Genomic DNA, 21,206 nt, shown 5'->3' on the forward strand with positions numbered 1-21,206 from the left:
AGCGTCGGAGTAATTTTTTATGTTTTCGTATTTCATAGAGTGAAAAATAATATAATTTAAAAAACAAACAAGAAAAATCCATAATCAATTAAAAAAATATTGATTTCGCAAGAGGTCTAATATTATTTGATACATTGAGTTCAGTCAAATTATTATTGTTACACAGCAATTGCTGTATTTTAAGATTTTCTGACACATCAAGCGCCGTTAATTCGTTGCTGTAGCACCACAAGTCAATTAGCGCAGTATTCTTCGACACATCAAGCGAGGCTAATTGATTGTGACCGAACCCCAAATGTGTCAGTGATGTATTATTAGATATATCAACTTTTGTCAATTGGTTCCATGAACAATCAAACGACAACAATTCTGTAAAACATTCTATTCCGGCAATACTTGTTATGTTTTTATTACTCACATCAAGATATTTAATATCGCTTACATAACTGTCGAGTATCGGCACTCCCGGCGTTTTCCCAATCGCCTTATACACCTCCGTCCTAAAGTTCGGGTCGGTGAATTTGGCGGTGATGTCTGTCGCCGCCGATACCATTTGTGCGACAATCACCACTGTCGCTGTCATTTCCAGAAATCTGTTTTTATTTTGCATACAAAACCCCTTAAATTAAAAATTTTACAAAAAGCATAACACCAATTGCAGAAATAAAACCATTATGAATTAAGGGAAAGAAGCGACTTTTCTGTAGTAAAACCGAAAAAGGCTGCTCTGCCCATAATCATAAATTTTTACCAGAAATCATGAATTATTCCACATCGAAAGATAGTAGAAGTAAAAAGACAGAACAGCCCATAAGGAGTTCTAACTTCTACTTTTAATGTAGAGATGTGGTTGAAAAGCAGGGATAAAATTCCCGCAATTCACGATTTCTGGTATCTGTAAAATAATATTTGTTTTTTTGAAAATACAACAAAACAAATATTACTACATTTTGTTATCGGCATACGCTGATATGTATCGCTCGTATATTTAGCCGAATCTAAAACGTCATGAATTAAGGAAAAGAATCAACCTTATCTGTTGAAAACATAAAAAGGCTGCTCTGCCTATAATTCATATTTTTTGCGAAAAATTGTGAATATACCTATTGAATTTGATTTGAAACACAGGACAGCAGAACAGCCCAAAGGCGGTTTGCCAGTGTTTCAAATCAAAATACTAACGAAGAGCGATGGTAAAATCCTCACCATTCACAATTTTTCGCATAACTAAAATAATTTATTGTTATTATAATACAAAGAAAAAATTTATAATTTCAAAAAACTTTAAAATACAGGTTAATAATTGAAAACCCGCAGAAATGAAAAAAAATAACTCAATTTTATTAAATTTTTGATTTTTTGTACATTTTCGTACGCATAAAAATTATATTCTTCCCGTTCTTTGAAAGAATACAATTTTCTCGTTTTCTATGTTATGAATATAGCCAATGTTCAACTTTATAGGGAAAATGGAAAAGTGTGTGTCAGTTCGGCACACTCCTTTTCTATTATTTCTGAATAAAGTGGGTTCGGCTATAATCTTGTAACACAGAAATTTATTAAAAAAGAAGGAGTGTGCCTTTTCATTTTGGATTCTCCGTTTATATTTTGATATTCTTTCTATATTCAACATCTTTCCATATAATAATATTTCCACGAACAAACATGTAAAATAAGGATTTTAATTGACAATAACATCTACGATAAAGTATATTGATACTGTAAGCAGAAACAAAAGGGTTCAATATGTTTGTAAAGATTTGCGGAATAACGACAAAAAGCGCTCTTGATGCGGCAATGTGCTCTGGTGCGGATTTTGTAGGATTTGTCTTTGCAAAAAGCACAAGAGAAATTTCTCTTGAAAAGGCGAAAGAATTGTCTAAATTTGTTCCGCAAAACATAAAAAAAGTCGGCGTTTTTGTGGACGAACCGCTTGAAAATCTGCTTAAAATCGCTAAAGACGTTCCGCTTGACATCGTTCAATTACATGGAAACGAAAGTTCGGAATATGCCGCTCAAATTCCGCTTGAAACGATAAAAGTCATAAAAATAATCAGCGATAAATTTTCACAGAATATTGAAGATTTTGCAAATTCAATGCTGATGTTCGATGCAAAAATCTCCGGCGGCGGCGAAAAATTTAATTGGAAAGCGATTGATTTGAACAAAATAAAAGAGAGAAAGTTTTTTATCGCCGGAGGACTTGATTGCGAAAACGTAAAGTCGGCTATAGAATATTTTTCTCCGTTTGCTGTTGACGTTTCCAGCGGCGTGGAAACCTGCGGGCGAAAAGACAATGAAAAAATTCGTAAATTCATCAAAATTGCGAAAAACAAATAGTATTTTACAGAATTACATAAGGAGTAGAAATTGAATAAAAAAGGCTTTTACGGAGATTTCGGCGGGCAGTTCGTACCGGAAACGCTTATGTTTGCGTTACAGGAATTGGAAGACGTTTACAGCGCCTCGCAGACCGATGAAAAATTTCAAAAAGAACTATACGAATATCTTAAAGAATATGTCGGGCGGGAAAATCCGCTTTATTTTGCAAAAAATCTGACCGAATATGCGGGCGGAGCAAAGATATATCTCAAACGTGAAGACTTGAATCATACCGGTTCGCACAAGTTAAACAACGCGCTCGGACAAGTTATGCTTGCAAAAAAAATGGGAAAAAATAAAATTATCGCAGAAACCGGAGCGGGACAGCACGGCGTCGCATCCGCTACGGCGGCGGCTCTGCTGGGTTTGGAATGTAGCGTCTATATGGGTGAAGAGGACGTTGCCAGACAGGCGCTTAACGTTTTTAGGATGGAACTCTTAGGCGCGAAAGTCGTTTGTGTCAAAAGCGGCTCTAAAGTACTTAAAGACGCTGTAAACGAGGCGTTACGAGCGTGGGTGGAACAAGTCGAAGATACGCATTACGTAATGGGCTCCGTTTTGGGACCGCACCCTTTTCCGCAGATTGTCCGCGATTACCAAAGCGTCATAGGAAAAGAAGCGAAAGCGCAGTTTCTGAAAAAAGAAGGTAAACTTCCCAACGCCTTGGTCGCGTGTGTTGGAGGCGGCTCAAACGCTATGGGACTTTTTTATCCGTTTGCAAACGACAAAGAAGTGGAAATGTTCGGCGTCGAAGCGTCGGGGCTTGGACTTGATACCGACAAACACGCGGCAAGTATGGCAAAAGGAAAAAAAGGAATATTACACGGAAGTTTGATGAATGTCTTACAGGATGAAAACGGACAAATTTTGGAAGCGTTTTCTATTTCCGCAGGGCTTGATTATCCGGGAATAGGTCCTGAGCATTGCTATTACAACGAAATAGGACGAGCGAAATACGTAAGTTGTAGCGACAGCGAAGCGCTGGAAGGCTTCAAAATTTTGTGTAAAAACGAGGGTATAATTCCAGCGCTCGAAAGTTCGCATGCGATACACTTTGCCGTGAAATTGGCAAAAAAATTAGAAAAAAACAAGGCGATAATCGTATGTCTGTCTGGTAGAGGAGATAAAGACGTTATTCAAGTAAAAGAGCGATTTGAAAAAGAACAAAAGGCGGCGGGAGAAACAAAAAGATGAAAACTCTCACCAAACATTTAACGGCAAAAACAAAAAACGGCAATACGCTCGTTATTCCATATATCATGGCAGGCGATCACAAAAACGGCTTAGACGGTCTTTCGGAAACCGTAGAACTTTTACAGGACGCCGCCGCAAGCGCTATTGAGATAGGCATTCCATTTTCAGATCCCGTCGCGGACGGACCAATTATTCAGGAAGCGGGAATAAGAGCGTTAAAAAAACAAACAAGCATATTTCAAATTGTAAAGAAATTGCAAACGATTGATGCGAAAGTCCCGCTGGTAATAATGTCGTATTTTAATCCGATTTACAATTACGGAATTGAAAAATTTATCGCAGATTTGCAAAAAACTTCAGTAAAAGGGTTGATAATTCCCGACATGCCGTTTGAACACAACGATTACATCGAACCGGTTTTGCAGGACGCTGACATTTCGCTTGTACGTTTGGTTTCGCTTACTACGCCGAAAGAGCGTCAAAAGACGCTTGTAAAAAACGCACAGGGATTTATTTACGCCGTCGCGGTTAACGGAACTACCGGCGTAGGCAAAAAATATGCCGAAAACATTTACGAACACCTCGCCTATCTCAAAAGCGAAAGCGAGATTCCGGTTTTGGCGGGATTTGGCGTTTCAAATATCGATCAGGTAAAAAATTTCGCCAAAGTGTGCGACGGAGTAATAATCGGAAGTTTCATCGTGAACGCTCTGCATAGCGGCGAAAATCAAAAAGCGGCGGATCTTGTAAAATCTGCGGTAAATATCCAAAAATAATCGGGAGTTTTTATGAAAATATGCGTATTAGGATGCGGAGTTATGGGAAGCGTGATTGTAAACGGATTACATAAAGCGCGCGAAAACGACGTAGAATTTGTGGTGTGGGACACGATTGCCGCCTGCGCAGAAAAAATCAAGTTTGCCAAAACGGTAAATCCCGCTCACTGGTTTGAGGGGAAAAACGAGCCGACCGTCATTTTAATAGCCGTAAAACCGCAGCACATTAAAGAGGCGCTTTCAGGATTCGGATATGCCGGAAAAAATACGCTTTGGGTTTCTATAGCCGCGGGAATAAGCGTTGAAAATCTAGAGAAGATGCTTCCTGCCGGAGCAAAGGCTGTAAGAGTTATGCCTAATACGCCGGCGCTTATTGGAGAAGGCTGTTCTCCGTATGCGCTAAACAGTCTTTGCAACTATTACGACAAAGAAACGGTCGAGTACATATTTAATTGTATAGGGATTTCCTTTGAAATTCCCGAAAGTCAAATGGATGCAGTGACCGGACTTTCCGGAAGCGGTCCCGCATTCGCTTACACGATAATCGAAGCGCTTGCCGAAGCCGGAGTAGCCGCAGGACTCTCATACGACACAGCGCTTTTATGCGCCGCAAAAACTTTGCTTGGAAGCGCAAAAATGGTTTTGGAAACGAAAGAAAACCCGTCCACGCTTAAATCTAAAGTCATGTCAGCCGGCGGAACTACGGCTGCCGGAAATTTCGCTTTGGAAAGCGGGGGAGTTCGCGCCGCTATCATGTCGGCGGTAATTTCTGCGGCGCAAAAATCGAAAGAATTAGGTAAATCTTTGTAAAATTTTGTGACTTTCTTTCTTTTTCGCCTCGTCCCACAATTCGTCAAGTTTTTGCAACCCTGCGCCGCGAAGTTTGTCGCTGTCGTAATTGAAATGTTTTTCAATGTAATCGAACCTTGTACAAAATTTGGCAGTCGCCGCCCTCAAAGCGTCTTCAGCCGAAATGTCAAAATGTCGTGCGGCATTCACCAAAGCGAACAAAATATCGCCGAATTCTAATAATTTTTCTTCGCTGTTGTTTTTTTCTACCGCTTCGCGAAATTCTTTTATTTCTTCTTCGATTTTTTTGAGCGGTTCTAAGACACTATCCCAGTCAAAACCGTAACGTGCGGTTTTTTTCTGAATCTTTTCCGCGAGATACAGCGACGGAAGCGTTTTTGGAATACCGTCCAAAACCGATTTTCTACTCTCTTTTCCTTTTTCACTCTGCTTAATTTTTTCCCAGGATTCAAGAATCTCTTTTGTATTTTTAACCTCTGAATTTCCAAAAATATGCGGATGCCTGCGAATCAATTTTTCACCGATTTCTTTTGCGACGTCGTCGATTTCAAACTTTTTTTCTTCATCCGCCATCTGACAATGAAATATAACCTGCCAAAGCAAGTCGCCTAATTCTTCTTTCATCTCGTGTGCATCGTTTTTATCTACCGCATCAAAAAATTCATAACATTCTTCAAGCAAATCGTTCAAGACCGAACGATGATTTTGCTCTCTGTCCCACGGACAGCCGTTTTCACTTCTCAAAATTTTTGCAATTTCTACCAATTTGTCGATATTTTCACTCATAAAATTCCCCTTTTCCGCGCCGCAGAACCACAGGCGTACCATTCGTCAAATCCACGACCGTAGAGTCGCCGCCTTCCAAAACGCCGGCGTCTAAAATCACATCTACGCCGCTTGTCACTTCGGGAGTCAAATACAAATCCGGGTTGCCGTGATTTTCTTCATCCGTGTTCAGCGACATATTCGCAAGCGGCTCGCCAAGCATTTCGATTAAAATTCGCGTCGTCAAAAAACCGGTTATTCTAATTCCTATGGTTTTTCGTTTTTCAGAGATTTTTTTTTGCACAAACTGCGATGACGGCAAAACGAAAGTGTATGGACCGGGAATATACCTTTTCATTATTTTAAACGACGAATTTTCAATTTTTGCGTACTGTTCCGCCTGCGATAAGCCGTTGCAGACAAATGAAAACCGCCTGTTTACGTCTTTATGCAAAATCTGAGCGATTTCCTTGATTTTTTTTATGTTACTCGCCGCACAGCCGACGCCGTAAACCGTATCTGTCGGGTAAATACAAATTCCGCCGGTTTTTTTTATAATTTCTACCGCTTTTGCAATCTGCCTCTCCTGTGGATTTTGCGGATGAACGTTTATTCGCTGAAACATAATTTACCCGTTCTCAAGTCGTTGCAAACCTTTTTTAGCAATATCTCTACGAAACTGCATTCCGTCAAAATGAATTTTTTCTACGGCAAGATACACTCTGTCAACCGCTTTTTGCAGCGTTTCGTCCCATGCGGTAACCGCCAAAACCCGCCCGCCGTTTGTGATAATTTCGCCGTTTTCGTTTTTCGCCGTTCCAGCGTGATAAATATCTACGTTATCAATTTTTTGCGCGTCGTCAAGTCCGTAAATAACCGTTCCTTTTTGCGATGAAGCCGGATATCCTTTGCTTGCCAAAACAACCGTCGCCGAATAGTTTTGCGAAATTTCCCAATCAATTTTACTTACGTCGCCCGCCGCACTTGCATAAAAAACGTCAAACCAATCACAATTCACAAGCGGCAAAACCGCCTCGGTTTCAGGATCGCCGAAACGACAGTTAAATTCTACCACGCGGACTGCGGATTCGTTTGCCATAATTCCTACGTAAAGCAATCCGCGATAAAGTCCTCCCTCTTTTTTCATCGCTTCAAGTACGGGAATGACTATAGTTTTTTCAACCTTTTCAAGTAATTTTTTGTCAGCTATAGGCGCAGGCGCGTAAGCTCCCATTCCACCCGTATTCGCACCTTTATCGCCGTCAAAAATTCGCTTGTGGTCTTGCGCTGCGGGCAGAATTTTATAATTTGTCCCGTCCGTCAAAACGAAAATACTCGCTTCCTCGCCAAACATCATTTCTTCGATTATCACGACATTTCCCGCTTCGCCAAACGCTTTTTTATCAAAAATTTCGCTAAGCGCGTCATCCGCTTCCCGCTTCGTCATGCAAACAATCGCACCTTTTCCAGCGGCAAGTCCGTTGACTTTTATAACAGTCGGAACGCCTGTTTTTTGCAGATATTTTTCTGCGGATTTTTTGTCGGTAAAACGTTGCCAATCAGCGGTTGGAATGTCGTATTTCTTCATCAGTTTCTTGGAGAATTCCTTACTTCCTTCAATCTGTGCGGCAAACTTTGACGGACCGAAAATCGTAAGTCCTTTTTCGCTAAAAACATCGACAATTCCTTCAACAAGCGGAATTTCAGGACCCACGACGGTTAAATCAATCATATTTACTTTAGCCCAAATAGCCAATTCCTCCCAATCGCTTATCTTTTGAGAGAGCTTTTTCCCGCCTTCCGATTCCATTGCGATATTCCCCGGAAAAAGCCAAATGTCAATATCTCTTTTTGAGCGTTTAAGCGCCTTAAAAATCGCATGCTCACGTCCGCCGCCGCCGACAATTAAAACATTTTTTTTCATATCGTTTTCCATTAATTACTTGACTTTTACGAAAATACTATTTTGTTTAACGCAGAATTTTAATATTAAGAAAATTTTAAGGCGATCTTAATGAAAAATAACCGCAAAAAGTAAATAAAATTCCGTCCGCTCACTCCACCATCAAAACTACGTCCAAGCCATCGTTATCGATAACAAGCGTTTTGCCGGACGTCAATTCGTTGCCGATAAGAAGCCGCGAAGCGGGCGTTTCTACCAAACGCTGAATCGCTCGTTTAATCGGTCGTGCTCCGAATTGCGGTTCATATCCGATTTCTGCAATTCGAATGAGCGCTTTTTCGGTAATTTTCAAGTCGATTTGCAAACCTTTTAAGCGGTTTCTGAATATATCCAACTGAATATCGACGATTTTTGCAATTTGTTCCTTATCCAAATACGAAAAAATAACCTTTTCGTCTATTCGATTCAAAAATTCCGGACGAAAATACCGCTTTAACAGATTTTCGATTTCACCAGAAAATTCAATAGAATCGCGTCCGGTATTTTCTTGAATAATATCGCTTCCCAAATTGGAAGTCATTATTACGATTGTGTTGCGAAAATCAACTGCACGTCCTTTACCGTCGGTCAGTCGACCATCGTCCAACAATTGCAGCAAAATATTAAACACGTCGGGATGCGCCTTTTCTATTTCGTCAAACAGAAGCACAGAATACGGACGGCGGCGAACCGCTTCGGTCAACTGTCCTCCTTCGTCGTAGCCTACGTATCCGGGAGGCGCCCCGACAAGACGAGAAACGCTGTGCTTTTCCATATATTCCGACATATCAATACGTACGAGCGCCTTTTCGCTGTCAAAAAGATTTTGAGCCAAAGCCCTTGCAAGTTCGGTTTTTCCTACACCGGTAGGTCCCAAAAACATAAAACTTCCAACCGGACGGTTCGGGTCGTTCAACCCAGCCCTTGCACGTAAAACCGCCTGTGCAACCGAATTTACCGCTTCGTCCTGTCCTACTACTCTTTTATGCAAATCTTCTTGCAAATTCAAAAGTTTCTGCCGCTCGCTTTGAATTAATTTATTTACCGGAATCCCAGTCCATTGCGAAACAATTTGAGCAATATCTTCATCGGAAATTTCCTCGCGCAAAAGATTATTTTCTTGACTTGCCGCTTCAATTTCCGCTTGCTGCAATCGCTCTTCCAATGCAGGAATTTCTCCGTGACGCAGACGAGCGGCCGTGTTCAAATCGTAATTTCTTTCAGCCTTATCCAACTCGCCGCGCTTTTCTTCAAGCGTTTTGCGAAGTTTGGACGCTTTTTCAACTCGTTGTTTTTCCTGTTCCCAACGAGCGGTTAAATCACGTTTTTTTTCTTGTACTTCCGCAAGTTTTTTCTTAATCTCTTCCAGACGACGCTTTGAAGCCTCGTCTTTTTCTTTTTTCAATCCCTCTATTTCGATTTGTAACTGTAATTCTAAGCGGTTTACCTCATCGACCTGCGCAGGGGAAGAATCAATTTCCGTTCTGACTTTCGCAGCCGCTTCGTCAAACAAATCAATAGCTTTATCCGGTAAAAATCTATCGGAAATATATCTGTCGGAAAGCGTTGCCGCCGCTACCAAAGCCGAATCGCGAATCGCAATTCCGTGATGGCTTTCGTATCTTTCTCGAAGCCCGCGTAAAATTGAAATCGTATCTTCGACGCTTGGCTGGCTCACAAAAACTTTCTGAAATCTGCGCTCAAGCGCAGGGTCTTTTTCAATGTATTTTCGGTATTCGTCGTTTGTCGTCGCACCTATACAATGCAGTTCGCCCCGCGCAAGCATCGGTTTAAGTAAATTACCCGCGTCCATAGATCCTTCCGACGCACCGGTTCCAACAACCGTATGTAATTCGTCGATAAACAAAATTATCGCGCCGCTGCTTTCCTTGACTTCTTTAAGAACCGCTTTTAACCGCTCCTCAAATTCTCCGCGAAATTTTGCGCCGGCAATCAATGCGCCCATATCCAATGCCAAAAGTTTACGCTCTTTCAAACCTTCGGGGACGTCGCCCCTCACGATTCTTATCGCCAAACCCTCTGCAATTGCGGTTTTTCCTACTCCGGGGTCACCCACAAGAACGGGATTGTTTTTAGTTTTTCGCGATAAAATTCTCATCATTCGCCGAATTTCATCGTCACGCCCAATCACGGGATCAAGTTGCCCTTTAGCCGCTTTTTGGGTTAAATCGACCGCATATTTTTCCAAAACTCCGTAAGTTTGTTCAGGATTTTGTGAAACGACGCGGCTGTTTCCGCGAAGCGCTTTTAATTCACTTTTAAAATTTTCGACATTGACGCCGTTTTTGGCAAAAAAGTCTTTAATTTCCGGCGAATTTTGCAAAATCGCTATAAAAATGTGTTCTACGCTCAAAAATTCGTCCTGCATATTTTTTGCAATTTCTTCCGATTTTGTCAAAGTTATCACCGCCTCGCGTGAAAGAGTCGTGGTATTTGCTCCGCTTCCGCTGACGACCGGAATTTTTTTGAGTATGGTTTCGGCAAAATTCATAACGTTTTCTGCCGAAACTCCTAATTTTTCGGCAATGATAACGACCGCCGTGCTTTCATCGCCGAAAAGCGCTTTTATTATGTGCCAATTTGAAATTTCCTGATGTCCGCTGCTTGCGGCGCAGGCGTAAGCGTTTTGTATCGCATCCAGTGTTTTCTGAGTCCATTTTTCCTGATTCATAACAGCCTCCTTTGAATTTCTTATAATTCTTCAAATTATATGCCAAGCCGAATAATTATTCGAAAGTGAAACTGAAATTATACATTTACAATTTTATTCGTTGCAAATTGAAACGAAAATTTACGTTTTGTCGTCACTTCGCCAATTTTTTTGTTTATGAATTGCCGTTACTCACTCTTTTTGCCATAATTCCCAATCTCTTGACGCTCCACTTTTCTCTGCCGCGCCAAATAACCCGAACGAGAAGAATAAGCATTCCAATAAAATAATTCGATATTCGTCGTGTTTTTTATTTTTCTTGACTCGGGCTCAAGTCCACATAAATCAAAGAAATTTTAACATATTGCAAACAAATTTGTCAAGGACTTCGGCGCACAATAATATTTTAACGGGAAAAGGAGAAATAAATGCTTTACGAAAAAGAAATCGAACCCCTTAAAGAAATAGTGCAAATTGTCGGTAAATACCAACTTGAAATGCAGAAAAAATTGAAAAATGTCAATATCAAACAAGATAAATCGCTTGTTACCGAAGTTGACGTAAATTCCGAAAAAACAATAAGAGAATATATTTCGACAAAATTTCCAAATGACGGATTTTTAGGCGAAGAATACGGAGAAACTATTGGGGAATCGGACCGCCGCTGGATTATCGACCCGCTTGACGGCACATTTCCGTACGTTCACGGCATTCCGACTTACAGCGTCTTGATAGCGCTCGAAGTAAACGGAATTTTGTCGGCGGGAATTACACATTTTCCAGCCTTAAACGAAACGTATTGGGCGACGCTTGGCGGCGGAGCGTTTTGTAACGGTGAAAAGTTGACGGTTTCGCAAACCGCCAAAATACCCGATTCTACGGCTTCTGCGCTTGGAATAGTTGAAGCCGCTAAAAAAGAAAATGGTAAAAAATTATTTAAAATACTTCAAAAATGCGGCTATTTTTACGGATTTATGGACGCGTATTCTTATGTCGGCGTCGCAGCCGGAAAATTGGATTTTTGCGTCTCGCTTATCGATAAACCGTGGGATAAAGCGTCCTCTGCGTTAATCGTCAAAGAAGCGGGCGGAATTTTTAGCGATTTAAGCGGCAAGGAAACAATTTACGGGGACGATTTTATCGTCTCAAATAAAAATATTCACAAAGCGGTTTTGAAAAATTTTACTTAAAACATGTTTTTTGCGATAATGACGCCCGCAACAAATTTTCCCAAACTTGCCCCGATATTTGTAAAAATAATTACAAGTAAAATTCTTGTAAGAGAGTTTTTCCAGAAACCTTTAAGCGTTTCGGTATCGGTCGGAACATTTTCAATGTCTTCGACTGTCGGTTTTTTGATCACCGCTTGGACAATTCCGGCAACCCAGCCCGTAGCAATCATTGGAATTATTGTAGAAATCGGAGCGCAGACAAAAACCGCCAAAATAGCCAGCGGATTGGCAAGTGCGCAAGCGCAACCCAAAGCCGAAAATCCTGCCGTAATTATCGACCATAAAACAATGGAATTAACACCAGTTTCAACACCGCCTTTGACAAATCCGTAAACCAAAAGAGCGACAACCGCAATACAGAGTCCCCATCCGATAAGCGACGGAATTATAGATTTCGGCGGAATTTTTTCTATCTCGGACAAATCAAACGGTTTTTTTATGCATTCCGAGACGCCTTTGCAATGCGCCGCTCCCAAAATTGCAACAATATTTTGTCCTTGAGCCGTACGTATTTTTTCTGCGAGATAAAAATCACGTTCATCTACAAGACGATTTTTTATACCAGGAAATTCTTTTGCCATCTCGTTCATTGCATTGCCTATGTTATCGTCTTGCTTCAATTCCTCGACCGTATTTTTATCAATTTCTTCCGATTGGAAAAACAACATAGAAAATAAACTTGAAAAGCATTTTATTTTTTGCACGAAAGAAAGTCCGCCCCAAACTCTTTTCAGCGTAATATCTATATTTCTATCCGCCAAAACCAAATTTTTCCCGCGTTTCTCGGCTTCTTCCGCACCACGCATCATTTCCGCACCGGGCACAATGTCAAGTTCTTTTCCAAGTTTTCTATAAAACGACGACATTATTAAGTTCGTCATCAAAAGCAATACCTTTTTTTGCCTGATAATCGTAAAAATATCCGTATTTTTCCATGTGTCGCGATTTTTCAAATTTTCGTATCTTTTTTGACACAATTCAATACAAATCGAATCCGGATTCACTTCCTCAATAATCTCGCTCACTTCCTCTACGCTTTTGGCGGAAACATGCGCCGTACCCAAAACGTAATAAGTTTTCCCATCGTTTTTAATAATTTTCACCGTTTCAGGAATCATTTTTCTTCTCCTTATTTTCACTGTTTTCCAAACCGGACGGAAGTTCTATTACAAATTCACAGCCTTTGCCGACTTGTGACCACGAAATAAATATTTTACCGTTGTGATATTCTTCTACAATTCTTTTTGCAAGCGCAAGACCAAGCCCCCATCCGCGTTTTTTTGTTGTAAAGCCCGGACTGAAAACACTACCGTACAGCTCTTTGGGAATGCCTCGCCCGTTGTCTCTATGCGTAATTCTTATTTTTTTATCGACCTTTACATAAACCGCCCGTAAATAAATTAAACCGTATTGGACGTCTATCGCATCAAGCGAATTTTTAAACAAATTTTCTAAAACCCACGATATTAAATCACTGTTTATAACGACAGGCAAATCTTCACGACAGTCATATTCTATTTCTATTTTTTTCCCTTCCTTGGGAAGGCGTTTTGAGAAATACGCAACATGTTCGTCAAGAATATTTTTGAGATTTGCGTTTTCAAGAAGCGGTTTTGAGCCGATAAATGAAAATCTGTCGGCTACTTTTTTTATTCTTACCACATCTCGAGACATATCTCGCGTTATTTGATAAACTTTATTTGGAAAGTCATCTTCACTTATGTTTTTATCTTCGTATTCACAGAAAAGAATGTCGTCGCTTTCATCGTTAAAATTCTTGCACTCCGTCTGTAAATATTCAATCCATCCAGTCAAAGAAGTCAACGGAGTTCCCAACTGATGAGCGGTTTCTTTCGCGAGCCCAACCCACAAATTACCCTGTTCGGTAACCAAAAACGCTTGTAGAACCAAATATACTATTGATACGAACGATAATATGAAAAATATTTCCAAATACGGTAAGAAAGACATTCCTGCAATAAAACTGCTGTCGCCGTAATACAAAAACCCCATACTCGTTTTTTTATCTCGTCCGTAAATAAGTTTCGGATTATATTTTTTTTGAAGTCGCTGCGTTTCCTCTATTAAATATTTCATCGTTTCGTAACGGTAATCTTCTTGAGATATTTTAGTTTTGAAAAAGGATTTTTTTTGAGTAATATTTTTCCAAACACGCGGTCTGCCCATCATGTCGGTAATAATCACCGGCATATCAAAATCCTGAATTATCTGGTCTAAAATTATATATTCTACCGAACTTCCTATTTTGTCGTAAAACGCTTCGCTTATGAGTTGTGCGTAAGTCTCGGTTGTCGCGCTGGCGAATTTTTGTAAACGGTCGATAATATAGTTTGTATATACCGCCCACCAAACAATTCCCAAAGCCGCAAAAAACAACAACAAGTTTCGGGAAGTATTAGGAGCGATTCGTCCAAATAACGCATAAACGGCGCTTAATATATCCTTTTTCTTCGGAATGCGAATTTTTATTGTTACGGTTTTTCTTTCACTATCAGCAGTTGGCAATTTCTACCAAACCATCCATATAAGGTCTAAGTACTTCGGGAACTATAACGCCGCCTTTTTCTGTTTGGTAGTTTTCAAGTATCGCTACCAAAATTCTTGCGGTGGCGACCCCGGACCCGTTTAACGTATGAACAAATTCGGGTTTTGACCCGCCGCGACGAAAACGAATATTTATGCGGGTCGCTTGAAACGCTTCAAAATTACTGACTGAAGAAACTTCAAGCCATTTCTTTTCACCTCCCGCCCAAACTTCAAGATCATAACATTTCGCTGCGGCAAACGACAAATCCGCGTCGCAAAGCGTAAGTACTCTGTAAGGTAATTTTAATTTTTGCAAAATAATTTCGGCGTCGCTTCTTAATCTTTCCAATTCTTCGTATGAATTGTCCGGATGGGAAATTTTTACCAATTCTACTTTGTCAAACTGGTGAACACGTAAAAAACCCTTAGTGTCTTTGCCGTAAGCCCCCGCTTCTCTACGAAAACACGCCGAATACGCGCACATTTTTACCGGCAGGTTATTTTCGTCAATATATTCGTCTCGATATAAATTTGTAATCGGCACTTCGGCTGTCGGAATGGCATACAAATCATCTTCGCCGACGTAGTACATCTGTTCTTTGGATTTAGGCAGCTGCCCCGTCCCAAAAGCGCTTTTAGCGTTCACTAAATATGGCGGCTGAACTTCAGTATAACCGTTTTTACGATGGGTATCCAGAAAAAAATTGATAAGCGCTCGATTTAATTTCGCTCCGTTTCCACGCAAAACAGGAAATCCAGATCCGGAAATTTTCGCTCCTCGCGCAAAATCAAAAATTTTTAGATTTTCGGCAATTGTCAAATGATCTTTCGGTTCAAAATTAAACGCTGGTTTTTCGCCCCATTCTTTACAGACAACATTATCTTTTTCGCTTTCGCCGTGCGGCACGCTCTCATGCGAAATATTAGGGACTTTCGCCATTATTTCATCGCGTTCTTTTATAACCGCGTCAACTTTATCGTCAAGTTCCTTAATTTTCGCAGAAACATTTTGCATTTGTGAAATAATTTGGGATGCGTCTTCGTTTTTTTTCTTTTTAGCCGCAATTTCAATCGACGCGTCGTTACGCTTATGTTTAAGTTCTTCGACTTCAGCAAGGATTTTCTTTCTTTCGACATCCAATTCAACAATTTTGTCAATATCTGCGTTATCTTTTTTAATTTTACAAATATCTTTTACTTTTTGAATGTTTTCACAAATAAATTTTATATCAAGCATTTATCTCTTATCCTTAATTACAAAGCCAAATTTTCGATATTTATTTTAATTTGCTCGCAAATTTCCAAACTTTTTTTCTTAATTTTCTCCGGCAAATCGGAAATATTAGGAAAAAGCGATAAATAATATTCTATTCCATCAAGCATATTTTTACGAAATTCCAATAAATAATTTTTTTGTTTTTCATCAGAAAGTTGTAATTTTTTTACACTTGTAAGCAAGAAATCCGCATACATTTTCAGTTCACGAACAAAAAAATGAAGCCTCTCTACTCCTGCAAGCAAATCAATTCGTCCGTAAATATGATCTGTCATTTCTTTGAGTGAATATGTTTTATCAAATGAGACGAGCGCGGGACCCGGGCAAATAGATACTCCTCTTCCTTCTATTTTCGTGTCTAAATTATTGTTTATCAGAACCGCCGTTCCAAGTCCGACACAAATACACGCTTTTTCTTTAACGTCCTCAACGGCTTCGTTTTTCTCGGTAATTGGCAAATCGCTCTCCATAATTTCTCGAATCTTTTGGGTTTGATATTTTCTTGAAGCGGTGCAGAGCGTTTTTTCGCCGAATTCACCGTTAAGCGCCAAATGATCTTTTGGACATAAACTTCCCGGAGTTCCAGCCGCAATGAATCTTTCCTTTTCTCTGTCTTTACTATTGTTTCGCAAATTGTTAAACGGAACTCCAATCGGTGAAATTCCACTCAAATAGTAATCGTGTTCTTCCGCGTTTTTAAGTTGTTCAAGAGTTTCACAATCGACGTTCGTAGTTTCAGGAACAAGTAAAAAAGGCGACCCCCAGCCTACAGAATCCGCTCCGTAACGATCTATCAAAAATTTATGTTCCTGCGATGTTCCGACTCCGCCTTGAACGGTAATTTTTATTGGAAAATCGTTTTTAAATTCGGGCAATCCGCGTTTTATAAGCGCTTTTTTCAAAATCTCGTTAAGTTGAACGGAAAGCTCATTTTTATTCTTACGAAATTCTTCCAAGATCGGTCCCAACAAAAATCCGTCCGTCGGGAATGCGTGACCGCCGCAATTTAAACCCGATTCAATACGAAATTCGCTTACCCACAGCCCTTTTTTTGCAAGAAGTTTCCCCTGAATTAACGCAGAACGGTAGTCGCTTACTTTAAGAGTTATTTTCTTTTTTATCTCTCCGTTTATATTCGGAAAAAAATCGTCAAATTCCGATATATATGAATACAAATGCTGATTTATTCCAGCCGATAACACAATCGAAGAATTTAACGAACTTTGCGCAAACCCGCGCAAAGCGGCGTGAGCGTCATTAAATTCAACGGGCAGCAATTCGCCTTTTTTATAATTTGCTTTGTCGAGTTTCGTCATAATGTTTACATCTATTGATCCGATAGACAAATGCTCTTTAATCCATGTCTGAATTTCGGTTATTTTTTCCGGTATTGCAGCGTCTTTTAATTCTAAGAATTTTTGTTTTATCTCGGAATTTTCAAAAGCCATTTCTAAATATTTGTGTAATTCGCCGCCTTTTTCAAACGTGGAATTTTTTATTTCCTCAAATTTATTTTGCACTATAATGTTCAAAACGTCAAGATATGCGGTTATCCTTTTTGCACGGTAGTCTATATCATCTTTCTCAATAGCCGAGAAAGGAAGTTTAAATTGTTTACAATAAAATTCACGCATTTTTTCAACAAGCAAATCATCTACAAGCGAAACAACCGATGATATTCCATAGTGCGCAACTTTTACCGGAGTATCTATCGTATATCCGATACCCATAACCGGAATATGAAAATTATGCGCGACGATCATCATACCTCCCGAATTTTTAAATGAAAACACTACGATTTTCATATTATTTTTTTAAACAGATTCCGGTATTAAAATAATATATGGTACAAAGTCAACGGAAAATAAAATAACGAAAATATTTTCAGTATTTACAAAAAATTTTCTCACTTTTATTTTAGCAAATATTACTTTCTGTGAAAATTATTACTGCATACCGTTAATATTGTCGGTAATTTTGTGAAAATTTTCACTATTGGATGGTTTTGATGATACCGAATGCGTCAATTGAACGACTGTCGATGATTTACAATTTGCTTGAACAACTTGAAATTATTGGCGATAACGGCGAAATGATTTCTCATATTTCTTCCGGTAGAATCGGAGAAATTATAGGGATACCGCCGCATACGATTCGCAAAGACATAAATTTTTTGAGTGATGTCGGACGGCTTGGAAAAGGATATCCGATTAAAGGCTTGCGAACGCTTATCGCCGAAAAATTATGTTTGACTAAACGGAAAGCGGCTATTGTCGGGCTTGGGAAAATCGGAAGCGCGATTTTGGAACACGAAAGATTTTTTTCCGCTGGCGTCGAGATTGCCGCCGGATTTGATTCTGACATAAACAGAATAGACATAATAAAAACCAAAATTCCGCTTTTTGCGTCGCGGGAAATTACCGAAGTCATACAAAACAAAAATATAGAAATTGCGTTTTTGACTTCGTCGCCCGAATCGGCGAAAGTGTGTTTTGAGCGTTTGGAAGCGGGAGGAGTTAAAGCTATTTTGAATTTTACTCCGACAATTTTAGCGAGTGAAAAAATTCACATTCGCAATATAGATTTGGTTTTAGAAACAACTATTCTTTCGGCTATGATTGGTTTAAACGATAATATATAAACTTTTTGAAAGGAGTTTACAATGGCAAGAGTGTTAAATTTTTCGGCGGGACCGTCTGCTTTGCCGCTTGCAGTGCTTGAAAGAGCCGCAAAAGAAATGACGGATTATGGGAATACTGGGACTTCGGTTATGGAAATGAGCCATCGTTCTAAAGCGTTTGAAGGGATTCTTGAAAAGGCGAAAAACGATCTGCGCAAACTTATGGGTATTCCGGAAAATTACGATGTTTTGTTTATGCAAGGCGGCGCATCGACGCAATTTGCGGCGGTTCCGCTCAATCTTTTGGGAGACAAAGACTGCGCCGATTACGTCGATACGGGAACTTGGGCGAACAAAGCGCTCAAAGAAGCGCAAAAATATTGCAAAGTAAATATAGTTGCAAGTTCGAAAGAACAAACGTACAACCACATTCCAGAACTTGATAAAAGCAAGTTTAATCCGAACGCGGCGTATTTTTATTTCACAACTAACAACACGATTTACGGAACGAAATGGAATAAACTTCCCGAAGCGAGCGTTCCGTTAGTTACGGATATGTCGTCGAGCATTTTGAGTGAACCGGTCGATGTGGCAAAATACGGACTGATTTATGGCGGTGCGCAAAAAAACATCGGTCCTGCCGGACTTGTCGTTATGATTATACGCAAAGATTTGCTGGAATTCAGTAAAGAAAACGCAAAAACAATTACACCGACTATGCTTCGTTACGATATTTGCGCGGAAAACAACTCAATGTACAATACGCCGCCGACTTATTCCATCTATATCGCCGGATTGGTTTTCGAGCATTTGTTGAATTTAGGCGGATTGGAAGAAATGAAAAAGCGCAATGAAGAAAAGGCGGCGCTGCTTTACGGATTTTTGGACAATTCAAAAATGTTCAATGCAACGGTTCGCAAACAAGACCGTTCGCTTATGAACGTTCCGTTTGTCACGGGCAACGAAGAATTGGATAGCAAATGTGTAAAAGAAGCGACTGCGGCAGGATTGATTAACCTAAAAGGACACAGAAGCGTCGGCGGATTACGCGCTTCGATTTATAACGCGATAGATTTGGATGGCGTTAAGACGCTTGTAAATTTCTTGGAAAAATTTGAAAAAGCAAACGGTTAAGGAGGAACAGATGTATAAAATTCAGACACTTAATAAAATTGCGGCGGTGGGATTGGATAAATTAGGACGCGATAATTACGAAATCGCAAGCGAAGTGTCAAATCCCGACGGAATAATTTTACGCAGTTTCAAAATGCACGACATGGAACTGCCCAAATCGTTAAAAGCGGTTGCGCGGGCGGGTGCGGGAGTAAATAATATTCCGATTGAAAAATGTACGCAAAACGGAATTGTCGTTTTCAATACTCCTGGAGCAAACGCAAACGGAGTTAAGGAATTGGCGATTGCGGCGCTGCTTATTTCTTCAAGGGACATTATCGGCGGAGTAAATTGGGTTCAGACGCTCAAAGGACAAGGGGACGAAGTTCCTAATTCGGTCGAAAAAGGAAAAGCGGAATTCGGCGGATGCGAAATTAAAGGCAAAACGATGGGGGTAATCGGATTAGGCGCAATCGGCGTTTTAGTCGCTAACGCCGCCGCCGAACTCGGAATGAACGTTGTCGGTTGCGACCCGTATATTTCCATCGAGGCGGCTTGGGGACTTTCTCCGAAAGTGAAAAGAGCGAACGCGCTGGAAGCGCTGATTCGCGAATCGGATTATATCTCAATTCATGTTCCGTATATTGACGCTACAAAAGGGATGTTCAATCAGGAAAAGTTGTCGCTTTGTAAAGACGGCGTACGAATAATTAATCTTGCAAGAGGCGGTTTGGTCGTAAATAAGGATATGAAAGCGGCGCTGGAAAGCGGAAAAATAGCGTATTACGTAACGGATTTTCCCGATGAAGAAGTTATAACTTACAAGAACGTTATAGCGCTTCCGCACATAGGCGCTTCAACGGAGGAATCCGAAGATAATTGCGCGATTATGGCGGCTTTGGAAATAAAGGATTATTTAGAAAACGGCAATATAAAAAATTCCGTAAATTTCCCCGATGTCTGCGTCGATAGAAATCCGGCGAAAACGCGAATTACTATCGCGAATAAAAATATTCCTAATATGGTCGGACAAATTTCGTCTCTGCTTGCCTGTGCCGGAATAAATATTTCAGAGATGGTTAATAAGCATTTGGACGAAATAGCGTACAATATCATTGATACGGACTCAAAAGTAACAGACGATGTCGTGGCTAAAATTTCCGCTATAGACGGAGTGATTTCCGTGCGTGTGATTTAATAATTGAGGTTTGACCGATTTTGGTCGGTCAAACCAACACGACAATGCATCGTTATTATATTATTACGAATAATCTTTTCACTGATAAAAAATTATTCAATTAATTATTTTCCGCTACAATCTCCAAACAATAAATTATATTCCGAATAATGAAAAGGGGGATTTATGTCAAAATATTTAGATAAAAAAAACGACTTATTATTCAAAAACCAAAATAACCAAAGGAATTTTTACAAACCTATCCAAGATTCAATTAGAGCTTTTGGGCTTACCGTAGTCACACTATTTCTTGGATTTTTAGTAAATTGTTCCGATCAAACTGACCGGGGCGCGAATCCTCAAAACGATGACGGTAATACCAAAATTATAGCGGGAATAGAATGCGTTTTAGTAAAAGCGGGGACGTTTATGATGGGCAGTCCGACAAGCGAAAGCGGGCGTTATGACGACGAAACACAACATCAGGTAACGCTCACGCAAGATTACTGGATAAGCAAGTATCCGGTAACACAAGCGCAATATCGATCGGTAACGGGAAATAATCCGTCATATTTTAGCGGGGATAACAAACCTGTAGAACAAGTAACTTGGAACGACGCAGACGCATTTTGTAAGGCGGTAGGCGGACGCTTACCCACAGAAGCGGAATGGGAGTTTGCCGCACGCGGCGGTAATAAGAG

Annotated in this window: 18 protein-coding genes; 9 read left to right on the plus strand and 9 right to left on the minus strand. The window is 40.1% G+C overall.

The window, feature by feature from the left end; genetic code table 11:
* Nucleotides 1–88 precede the first annotated feature (88 nt).
* Nucleotides 89–610, minus strand: coding sequence for a hypothetical protein (locus tag LBH98_06880; GenBank protein MDR0304472.1), 522 nt, complete (start codon nucleotides 608–610; stop codon nucleotides 89–91).
* Between the two features lie 1,136 nt (nucleotides 611–1,746).
* Between LBH98_06880 and LBH98_06885 the strand changes: the two genes are divergently transcribed.
* Genes LBH98_06885 through proC form a run of 4 tightly spaced genes read left to right on the plus strand, consistent with a single transcriptional unit; the run spans nucleotide 1,747 to nucleotide 5,162 of the window.
* A complete protein-coding gene (locus LBH98_06885; protein MDR0304473.1) occupies nucleotides 1,747–2,340 on the plus strand; it encodes a phosphoribosylanthranilate isomerase in 594 nt (197 codons plus the stop codon).
* A 30-nt stretch (nucleotides 2,341–2,370) separates the two neighbouring features.
* Nucleotides 2,371–3,576 (plus strand): tryptophan synthase subunit beta, encoded by a 1,206-nt coding sequence (gene trpB / locus LBH98_06890; GenBank protein MDR0304474.1) that lies wholly within the window; start codon nucleotides 2,371–2,373, stop codon nucleotides 3,574–3,576.
* Nucleotides 3,573–4,352 carry a tryptophan synthase subunit alpha gene (trpA, locus tag LBH98_06895; GenBank protein ID MDR0304475.1) on the plus strand — a complete coding sequence of 260 codons (780 nt, stop codon included), beginning with the start codon at nucleotides 3,573–3,575 and terminating at the stop codon, nucleotides 4,350–4,352. Before trpB ends, trpA begins: the two co-directional genes overlap by 4 nt.
* Before the next feature lie 12 nt (nucleotides 4,353–4,364).
* Nucleotides 4,365–5,162: a pyrroline-5-carboxylate reductase gene (gene proC, locus LBH98_06900; GenBank protein MDR0304476.1), complete on the plus strand. Its 798-nt coding sequence runs from the start codon at nucleotides 4,365–4,367 to the stop codon at nucleotides 5,160–5,162.
* Here the strand turns inward: proC and mazG are convergent.
* The 4 genes from mazG to clpB form a co-directional block, all read right to left on the minus strand.
* On the minus strand, nucleotides 5,145–5,948 hold the full coding sequence (gene mazG / locus LBH98_06905) for a nucleoside triphosphate pyrophosphohydrolase (protein MDR0304477.1): 804 nt from the start codon (nucleotides 5,946–5,948) through the stop codon (nucleotides 5,145–5,147). The genes proC and mazG overlap by 18 nt on opposite strands.
* Nucleotides 5,941–6,552: a threonylcarbamoyl-AMP synthase gene (locus tag LBH98_06910; GenBank protein ID MDR0304478.1), complete on the minus strand. Its 612-nt coding sequence runs from the start codon at nucleotides 6,550–6,552 to the stop codon at nucleotides 5,941–5,943. The genes mazG and LBH98_06910 overlap by 8 nt, the downstream gene beginning before the upstream one ends.
* A 3-nt stretch (nucleotides 6,553–6,555) precedes the next feature.
* On the minus strand, nucleotides 6,556–7,851 hold the full coding sequence (gene purD, locus LBH98_06915) for a phosphoribosylamine--glycine ligase (protein ID MDR0304479.1): 1,296 nt from the start codon (nucleotides 7,849–7,851) through the stop codon (nucleotides 6,556–6,558).
* Nucleotides 7,852–7,981: 130 nt separating this feature from the next.
* On the minus strand, nucleotides 7,982–10,561 hold the full coding sequence (gene clpB, locus LBH98_06920) for an ATP-dependent chaperone ClpB (protein ID MDR0304480.1): 2,580 nt from the start codon (nucleotides 10,559–10,561) through the stop codon (nucleotides 7,982–7,984).
* Between the two features lie 407 nt (nucleotides 10,562–10,968).
* On the opposite strand from clpB, the gene LBH98_06925 reads away from it, so the two are divergent.
* Nucleotides 10,969–11,730: an inositol monophosphatase gene (locus tag LBH98_06925; GenBank protein ID MDR0304481.1), complete on the plus strand. Its 762-nt coding sequence runs from the start codon at nucleotides 10,969–10,971 to the stop codon at nucleotides 11,728–11,730.
* On the opposite strand, the gene LBH98_06930 is transcribed toward LBH98_06925, so the two are convergent.
* Genes LBH98_06930 through LBH98_06945 form a run of 4 tightly spaced genes read right to left on the minus strand, consistent with a single transcriptional unit; the run spans nucleotide 11,727 to nucleotide 17,361 of the window.
* A complete protein-coding gene (locus tag LBH98_06930; GenBank protein MDR0304482.1) occupies nucleotides 11,727–12,890 on the minus strand; it encodes a TraB/GumN family protein in 1,164 nt (387 codons plus the stop codon). The two genes, LBH98_06925 and LBH98_06930, sit on opposite strands and share 4 nt — an antisense overlap.
* Nucleotides 12,880–14,298 carry a hypothetical protein gene (locus tag LBH98_06935; GenBank protein ID MDR0304483.1) on the minus strand — a complete coding sequence of 473 codons (1,419 nt, stop codon included), beginning with the start codon at nucleotides 14,296–14,298 and terminating at the stop codon, nucleotides 12,880–12,882. The genes LBH98_06930 and LBH98_06935 overlap by 11 nt, the downstream gene beginning before the upstream one ends.
* Nucleotides 14,285–15,556 (minus strand): serine--tRNA ligase, encoded by a 1,272-nt coding sequence (gene serS / locus LBH98_06940; protein MDR0304484.1) that lies wholly within the window; start codon nucleotides 15,554–15,556, stop codon nucleotides 14,285–14,287. The genes LBH98_06935 and serS overlap by 14 nt, the downstream gene beginning before the upstream one ends.
* Before the next feature lie 17 nt (nucleotides 15,557–15,573).
* Nucleotides 15,574–17,361: a hypothetical protein gene (locus LBH98_06945; protein ID MDR0304485.1), complete on the minus strand. Its 1,788-nt coding sequence runs from the start codon at nucleotides 17,359–17,361 to the stop codon at nucleotides 15,574–15,576.
* A gap of 242 nt (nucleotides 17,362–17,603) precedes the next feature.
* On the opposite strand from LBH98_06945, the gene LBH98_06950 reads away from it, so the two are divergent.
* From LBH98_06950 to LBH98_06965, 4 genes are all read left to right on the plus strand, one after another.
* On the plus strand, nucleotides 17,604–18,236 hold the full coding sequence (locus LBH98_06950) for a redox-sensing transcriptional repressor Rex (protein ID MDR0304486.1): 633 nt from the start codon (nucleotides 17,604–17,606) through the stop codon (nucleotides 18,234–18,236).
* Between the two features lie 21 nt (nucleotides 18,237–18,257).
* The gene (gene serC / locus LBH98_06955) at nucleotides 18,258–19,349 is read left to right on the plus strand and encodes a 3-phosphoserine/phosphohydroxythreonine transaminase (protein MDR0304487.1); all 1,092 of its coding nucleotides are present in this window, start codon (nucleotides 18,258–18,260) and stop codon (nucleotides 19,347–19,349) included.
* 10 nt (nucleotides 19,350–19,359) lie between these two features.
* Nucleotides 19,360–20,526, plus strand: a complete 1,167-nt coding sequence (locus LBH98_06960) for a phosphoglycerate dehydrogenase (protein ID MDR0304488.1) — start codon at nucleotides 19,360–19,362, stop codon at nucleotides 20,524–20,526.
* A 165-nt stretch (nucleotides 20,527–20,691) separates the two neighbouring features.
* The coding region (locus LBH98_06965) for a formylglycine-generating enzyme family protein (protein ID MDR0304489.1) at nucleotides 20,692–21,206 on the plus strand (515 nt) is incomplete at its 3' end.

It is taken from the genome of Chitinispirillales bacterium, from assembly GCA_031254455.1.
GTDB lineage: Bacteria > Fibrobacterota > Chitinivibrionia > Chitinivibrionales > Chitinivibrionaceae > WRFX01.